A 273-nucleotide genomic window follows, 5' to 3' on the forward strand; every position below is an offset into this window, starting at 1 on the left:
TTCACTTCCTGTGGACCTTTTTTGTTATTGGTAAAAAGTTCATATAAACTTGTTTCCAATCCTACTTTATCCTTTACTTGTGCATATTCCTCTACAATATTCATCACGTGCTGAATGGAAGGCTGCTGGAATAGCGGTTTCCCAATTAGCGCATAAACACTTTGTATAACGTTGAATTTTTCTAAGCTGTTCATAATTGGATTCACTATAATTAATGGGATTCTTGATACAATTAACTTCGTTGAAGGTACTGTGGAAAACAAGATGTCTGCT

The 273-nt window shown here is 34.8% G+C and carries 1 pseudogene; it reads right to left on the minus strand.

The features are described 5' to 3' along the window. A pseudogene (locus tag RYX56_RS22365) lies at positions 1-273 on the minus strand (hypothetical protein); the annotation flags it as partial.

Origin of the sequence: Alkalihalophilus lindianensis, assembly GCF_032843265.1 — a bacterium.
GTDB classification, from domain to species: Bacteria; Bacillota; Bacilli; order Bacillales; family Bacillaceae_D; genus Alkalihalophilus; species Alkalihalophilus lindianensis.